The sequence below is a fragment of the Kitasatospora sp. NPDC098663 genome, assembly GCF_044760075.1.
Taxonomy (GTDB): domain Bacteria; phylum Actinomycetota; class Actinomycetes; order Streptomycetales; family Streptomycetaceae; genus Kitasatospora.
Map to the genome: position 1 here is coordinate 207,052 of NZ_JBIWAP010000013.1, position 6,722 is coordinate 213,773.

General features: G+C 70.2%; 5 protein-coding genes. All 5 read right to left on the reverse strand.

Annotated features, from left to right (window positions below):
• Positions 1-159: 159 nt before the first annotated feature.
• The 5 genes from ACIQVZ_RS17155 to ACIQVZ_RS17175 all read right to left on the reverse strand — a co-directional run bounded on the left by ACIQVZ_RS17155 (position 160) and on the right by ACIQVZ_RS17175 (position 6,541).
• The gene (locus ACIQVZ_RS17155; protein ID WP_402450713.1) at positions 160-1,218 is read right to left on the reverse strand and encodes an SIS domain-containing protein; all 1,059 of its coding nucleotides are present in this window, start codon (positions 1,216-1,218) and stop codon (positions 160-162) included.
• A gap of 184 nt (positions 1,219-1,402) precedes the next feature.
• Complete coding sequence (locus tag ACIQVZ_RS17160; RefSeq protein WP_350879658.1) at positions 1,403-2,698, reverse strand: extracellular solute-binding protein; 1,296 nt, start codon at positions 2,696-2,698, stop codon at positions 1,403-1,405.
• Positions 2,699-3,129: 431 nt separating this feature from the next.
• Positions 3,130-4,683 carry a glycoside hydrolase family 3 protein gene (locus ACIQVZ_RS17165; RefSeq protein WP_402450717.1) on the reverse strand — a complete coding sequence of 518 codons (1,554 nt, stop codon included), beginning with the start codon at positions 4,681-4,683 and terminating at the stop codon, positions 3,130-3,132.
• Positions 4,684-4,688: 5 nt separating this feature from the next.
• Positions 4,689-5,516: a carbohydrate ABC transporter permease gene (locus tag ACIQVZ_RS17170; RefSeq protein WP_402450719.1), complete on the reverse strand. Its 828-nt coding sequence runs from the start codon at positions 5,514-5,516 to the stop codon at positions 4,689-4,691.
• The gene (locus ACIQVZ_RS17175; RefSeq protein ID WP_350879661.1) at positions 5,513-6,541 is read right to left on the reverse strand and encodes a sugar ABC transporter permease; all 1,029 of its coding nucleotides are present in this window, start codon (positions 6,539-6,541) and stop codon (positions 5,513-5,515) included. The genes ACIQVZ_RS17170 and ACIQVZ_RS17175 overlap by 4 nt, the downstream gene beginning before the upstream one ends.
• Positions 6,542-6,722: the final 181 nt, after the last annotated feature.

A 6,722-nucleotide genomic window follows, 5' to 3' on the forward strand; every position in this document is an offset into this window, starting at 1 on the left:
CCGTAGTGCTTTCCGGGTGCGCCGAGCGCTGGGTGCGACGCGTTCCGGGGGCGCGACGCGTTCCGGGCGCTCCCCCGCCGAAGCCGTGTTCCGCCGCTCAACGAGTCGGGCCCCCGTCCACAGGCTGTGGACGGGGGCCCGATCGCGTGGCGCCGCGCCTCAGTGCGTCTCGGTGACCTTGGCCAGGGCGCGCGGGGCGTCCGGGTCCTGGCCGCGGGCGATGGTGACCTCGTAGGCCAGCAGCTGCAGCGGGAGGATCTCCAGAATCGGCTGGACCTCCTCCGGCACGCCGGCCGGCAGCGCGAAGCCGGCCGAGGCGGCGTCCACCTGCGCCTGCTGGCCGACCACGACCAGGTCCGCGCCGCGACCGCGCAGGCGGTCCAGCACCGGCTGCAGGGCCTCGCCGCCCTTGCCGTCCGGGACGATCGCGATGACCGGCGAGACGTTGTCCACCATGGCCAGCGGGCCGTGCAGCAGGTCGGCGCCGGAGAACGGGGAGGCCGGGATGTAGGTGGTCTCCATCAGCTTCAGCGCCGCCTCGCGGGCGGTCGGGTAGCCGTAGCCGCGCGAGGTGATGACCAGGCGCTGGGCGAAGCGGTACCGCTCGGCCAGCGCCCTCACCTCGGCGTGGCGGGCCAGGACGCCGGCGGCCAGGCCGGGCAGGTCCTTGGCCGCCGCGCCGTCGCCGCCGCGCAGGCCCTCGACCAGCAGGTAGAGCGCCAGCAGCTCGGCGGTGTAGGTCTTGGTGGCGGGCAGTGCCTTCTCCGGGCCGGCCAGCACGTCGATGTGGAACTCGGAGACCTCGGCCAGCGGCGAGGACGCGTTGTTGGTGACGGCGAGGGTGATCGCGCCGGCCTCGCGGGCGGCCTTGGTGGAGGCCACCAGGTCGGGCGAGCCGCCGGACTGGCTGACGGTGACGACCAGGACGTCGGTGAGGTCCGGCTTGGCGCCGTACGCGGTGGTGGTGGACATCGAGGTCAGGCCGGCCGGCTTGCCGAGCAGGATCTCGATCAGGTACTTGGCGTACAGCGCCGCGTTGTCGGACGTGCCGCGCGCGGTCAGCAGGACGAAGCGAGGGTTGCGGGCGGCGATCTCGGCCGCGATCTGGCGGATCTTCGGGGCACCCTCGTCGAGGATGCGCTGGAGGACGGCCGGCTGCTCGGCCATCTCCGCCGCCATGATCCGGCCGGGAACGGAAACAGTCTGCGGGTCGGACATCAGGATGTGCCTCCGATGAGATGGTTCGACCCCTCCGGGCAGGTTGCCCGGCGGGGACCTCTACGGCGGCGAGTCCGCACACTCGCTGCGGTGGTTTCCTGCCGCAATCCTACGGGGGCCGCCCCCGGCGGGCACACCCGAAGGCCCGCCCCGGACGGGACGGGACTTCGACGGCGGCGCGGGGTCAGGACGCCTTGTTGATCAGCTGGTCGATCGCGGCGTCGGCCTCCTTGGTGGCCTGGTCCACCGACTTGCCCTTGAGGATGCCGGTCAGCATGTCGGGCAGGATCTTCTGCTTCTCGATCGCGCCCCAGCCGGGGGCCAGCGGGGTGAACCAGGCGTCCGGCACCGCGTTGGCCGCCGCGGCGGTGGTCGGCTTGTTCTTCAGCGGGTTCAGCTGGGTGAGGTTGTTCGGCAGGATGTCCTTGTCGGCCAGCGTCTGCTGGGACTTGGTGCTGGTGAACATCCGCACCCAGTCGCTGGCCAGCTCGACCTGCGCGGACTTGGCGGTGACCGCGAGGTCGGAGCCGCCGATGAAGGTGGGCAGCGGCTTGCCGTCCGGGCCGGGCATGGTGGCCATCTTGACGGTGTCCTTGAGGCTCGGGTCGCCGGTGCCCGGCGCGACGACGCTGGCCGCCTCGTAGCCGTTGCCGTAGAAGGACCCGGCGCGCCCGCGGGCCATCGACTCGAACTGGTTCTGCTCGTTCACCGTCAGGTCGCCCTTGGTGTACTTGCGGACCAGGTCGACGAAGTGGCTGATGCCCTGCTGGGACTTGGCGTCGTGCAGGGTGCCGTGCCAGTTGCCGGAGCTGTCGAACTTGGCGATGCTGCCGCCGTACGCGGCCACGTAACTCATCGCGGCGTACCAGTACGGGCCGGGCAGGTAGAGCGCGGAGTAGCTCTTGTCGGCCTTGTTCTTGTCGGCGACCTTGTCCAGGGCCGCCGTCAGGTCGGCCTCGGTCTTGGGGAACTCGGCGCTGCCGGTGGCCTGCTGGAAGGTCGAGGCGTTGTAGATGGCGACCCGGGCGCCGGCGTAGTAGGGCACGCACCAGAGCTTGTCCTGGTACGTACAGGTGTTGGCGAGCGCCTTGATCCAGCTGTCGGAGTTGTCGAAGGTGGTCCGGTCGACCGGGGCCAGCGCGCCGGAGAGCACGTACTTCATGGTCTCGGTGTTGCCGAGCTCGACCACGTCGGGCGCGGAGCCGTCGGCGATCGCCTTGTCGAGCTTGGTCACCTTGTCGGCCCAACCCTGGTAGGCGAGCTTGAGGGTGACGTTCGGGTACTTCGCCGCGAACTGGTCGTTGACCTGCTGCACCAGGTCGGGCCAGTTCTTCTGGGCGTCGTCCATCAGCCAGACGGTGACGGTGCCGCTCGCGGCCTTCGGGTCGGCGCCGGGGCTCTTGCCGTCCTTCGACGCCGTACCGGCCGATGAACAGGCCGTCAGCCCGATCGCCAGCGCAGTGATTCCGAACGTCGACATGAGCTGACGCTTCTTCACGCCATCCTCCGAGGGTGCTAGAGCCGTGTTGCCCGCCGGCAGCGTGATGGCGCCCGCAACGGAGGGTCCGGGCAGGGGCGAAGAGCTTCGGGGAGGGCCGATACCACATCCGGTGAGGTTGAATTTCGAACCGGATGACTGGACTCTGGCCTAGACCATAGGTGGTGTCAACGGCCAAATGGCCTCGTCGCCACGGCCGTTGCAGAGCTGTTGTACCCCGTGGCGATCAGTCGCCGTACCGTCACCCTAAGTGGGACTTAAGGTGGATTTAAGGCCCACTTGAGGGAGCACGGTCACCTGGTGAATCCGCAGGTCAACGGCGGGGAAACGGAACGGGCCCGCCATGCGACATGCGCATGACGGGCCCGTCGGCCGACGCCTCCCGGACACTCCCGGTGACGCCCCCCTCGGTCTCAGCCGATGGCTCCCGGCTGCCCGGTGAGCACCTCCACGGCCGCCAGCCCGCAGACCCGGGCGGCGCCGTGGGTGGCGATGTAGAGCGCGCCGACCGGCTCGGACTGCGGCAGCCCCATCTCGACCACCGCGGCGTCCGGCCGGGCCGCCACCAGGCGGCCCAGCGCGGCGGACATCCAGGCGTGCCGGTGCGCGTCCCGGACCACCAGCACCAGGCGGCGGCCCTCGGCACCGGCCACCAGCTCGGCGACCAGGGCGTCCAGCAGCTCGGGGGCGGCCTCGGCCGCCGAGACCGCGCGGGTGCGGGTGCCGGGGAAGCGGTCGGCCAGCATGCCGGCCACGCCCCACGGGGTGACGTCGCCGACGGCGATGTTCGGCTCGTCCGAGAACGAGGCCACGAACGGGCGCTCGGACACCGGCTGCAGCTCGTGGCCCGGCTCCCGGACCACCTTCAGCGCCCGGCGGGCGGCCCGCAGGCCGACCGCGAGGTCCGGCTCCGGCCGCTCGCCCTGGGCCGAGATCCGGCCCCAGCTGCCGAGCGAGCGGACCCGGGCGGCGGCGTCCGCCAGCCGCTCCTCGGAGAGCACGCCGGCCCGCACGCCCGCCACGATGGCGTCGCGCAGCATCAGCACGGTCTCCTCGTCGGCCAGCCCGCCGCCGACGCAGATCGCGTCCGCGCCGGCCGCCAGGGCCAGCACGGTGCCGTCGCCCATCCCGAAGGTGTCGGCGATGGCGCCCATCTCGATCGCGTCGCTGACGATCAGGCCCTGGTAGCCGAGGCCGCCGTCGGCCGGGGCCGCGCGCAGCAGGTCGCGCAGCACGAGCGGGCTGAGGGTGGCCGGCAGCTTCGGGTCGAGCGCCGGGATCATGATGTGGGCGGTCATCACGGCCTTGGTGCCGGCCGCGATCGCCGCCTGGAACGGGATCAGGTCGCGCGAGCGCAGCACGTCCAGGTCGACGTCGATGACCGGCAGCCCGTGGTGCGAGTCGACGGCGGTGTCGCCGTGGCCGGGGAAGTGCTTGGAGCAGGCGGCCACGCCGGCCGACTGGAGGCCCTCCACCCAGGCGGCGGTGTGCCGGGCGCACAGCTCCGGGTCGGCGCCGAAGGAGCGGACGCCGATGACCGGGTTGCGCGGGTTGGAGTTGACGTCCGCGGTGGGCGCCCAGTTGTAGTTGACGCCGGCCGCGGCCAGCGCCCGGCCCAGCTCGCGGGCGACGTCCCGGGTCAGCGCCGGGTCGTCGATCGCGCCGAGCGCGAGGTTGCCGGGCCAGGACGAGCCGGAGCCCGCCTCCAACCGGGTGACGTCGCCGCTCTCCTCGTCGATGGCGATCAGGAGGTCGGGGTTCTCCTCGCGCAGCGCCTTGGTGAGCTTGGCGAGCTGGTCGAGGTCGACCACGTTGCGGTCGAACAGCGCGACCGAGCCGAGCCCGGCGGCGAGGTGGCGGCGCAGCCACTGCGGCGGCTCGGTGCCGACGAAGCCGGGCTGCAGGACGGTCAGGGCGTCGCGGTGCAGCTGGTCGCTGACCGGGGCGGTGGGGACGAGGATGCTCACGTTTCTCAGCCCTTCACGGCGCCGTCGGTCAGTCCACCGACCGCCTTGCGCTGCAGGAAGACGAACAGGATCAGCACGGGGATGGCGAACATCGTGGACGCCGCCATGGTGGCGCCCCAGTCGTTGCCGAAGGCGGTCTTGAAGGACGACAGCCACAGCGGGAGGGTCTTGCCCTCCTCCTTGTTGAGGATCAGGACGAGCGGGAACTCGTTCCACGCGGTGATGAAGCCGAACAGCGAGGTCGACATCAGACCGGGGGCCAGCAGCGGGAAGATCACCTTCACGAAGGCCTGGGAGCGGGTGCAGCCGTCCACCATGGCCGACTCCTCCAGCTCCTTCGGCACCGCCGCGATGAAGCTGCGCAGCGTCCAGATGGTGAAGGGCAGCACCATCATCATGTAGAAGAAGGTCAGCGGCACGAGGCTGTTCAGCATCTCGTTGTCGCGCGAGATCATGTAGACCGCGATGGTCATGACCTCCCACGGCGCCATCTGCGCGACCATGACGACCAGCACGAAGGTCTTGCGGCCGCGGAACTTCATCCGGGCGATGGCGAAGGCCGCGAGGGTCGCGATCACCAGCGAGATCAGCACCGCGCCGATGGTGGCGATGAGGCTGTTGGTGACGTACGTCCAGAAGTTGGGCGCGTTGATCGCGGTGGTGAAGTGGTCGAGGGTCCCGTTGAACGGGATGAAGACCGGCGTCTTGCTGATGATGTCGTTGTCCTGCTTGAAGGCAGTCGCGATCATCCAGTAGACGGGGAAGATGAAGAAGACGAAGAGGACGACCGCGATCACGTTCGGCCAGGTACGTCCGATGAGCGAGCGCCTCACAGCTCGTCCTCCTGCTTGATCATGATGCGGAAGTAGTACGCCATCATCGCGCCCAGCATCAGGATGGTGAGCACCGCGATCGCGGAGCCGATGCCGTAGTGCTGCCCGGACGAACCCTCCAGGAAGGCGTGCACGGGCAGGGTGCGGGTCAGGTTCTCGGGGCCGCCGCCGTTGATCGCGTACACCTGGGTGAAGGCCTTGAAGACCCAGATGATCTCCAGGAACGTCGTGGCCAGGAAGAACGGCTTCAGGTTGGGGAAGATCACCGAGCCGAAGATCTTGGACGCGCCGGCGCCGTCCATCCGGGCGGCCTCGTAGAGCTCCTTGGGGATGGTGGTCAGTCCGGCGTACATGTTGAACGCCACGAAGGGGACCGACTGCCAGACGATCAGCAGGATCACCACGAAGAAGGTCGAGTACTGGTCGCTCATCCAGTTGTAGTCGGCCATCGCGTGCCAACCCAGCTTGTCCAGGAACCAGTTGACGACACCCCACTGCTGGTCGAACAGCCAGGTGTAGACGGTGGTCGCGGCGACCACGGGCATCGCCCAGGCCATCAGCAGCCCGACCGAGAGGAGCAGCCGCATCCGCTTGCCGAGGCGGTTGAGCAGCAGGCCGATCAGGGTGCCGCCGACCATGATCAGCACGACGTTGACCAGGGTGAAGACGACGGTGCGCCCGGTGACCGCCCAGAAGTCCGGGTCGGTCAGCTGATCCTTGTAGTTGTCGAAGCCGTTCCACTCGGTCAGGTGCTGGACGAACTGGCGCTTGTTGAGGTTCTGGAACGACAGCAGGACCGTCTTCACCAGCGGCCAGCCGAGCAGGGCGACGGTCGCCACAGTGGCGGGCAGCAGCAGCAGGTACGGTGCCAGGCGTGCGCCGAGGCTCGGCCCGCCCGCGGGTCTGGCGCCCTTGCGGGGGGTGCCGTTGGCGCCACCACCGGCGGCACTCGTCTCAATTCCGGCCACGGCAGCCTTCCCTGAATCCGGGGACTGCGTCTGCACCCGCTCCGAATGCACAGCCATCGTTCTCACTTCCTCACAACCCGAACCACGACGGACAGGCGTGGCGGGCCCCCCCCCCCCCCCGGGGGGGGGGGGGGCGCCCCCGCGGGGGGGGCGGGGGGGGGGGGGGGGGGGGTCAAAAAATCTAGGGGGGTTAGGGGGGGGGGCCCCGCCACCACCCCCCCAGAGGAGGCCCGGCCAA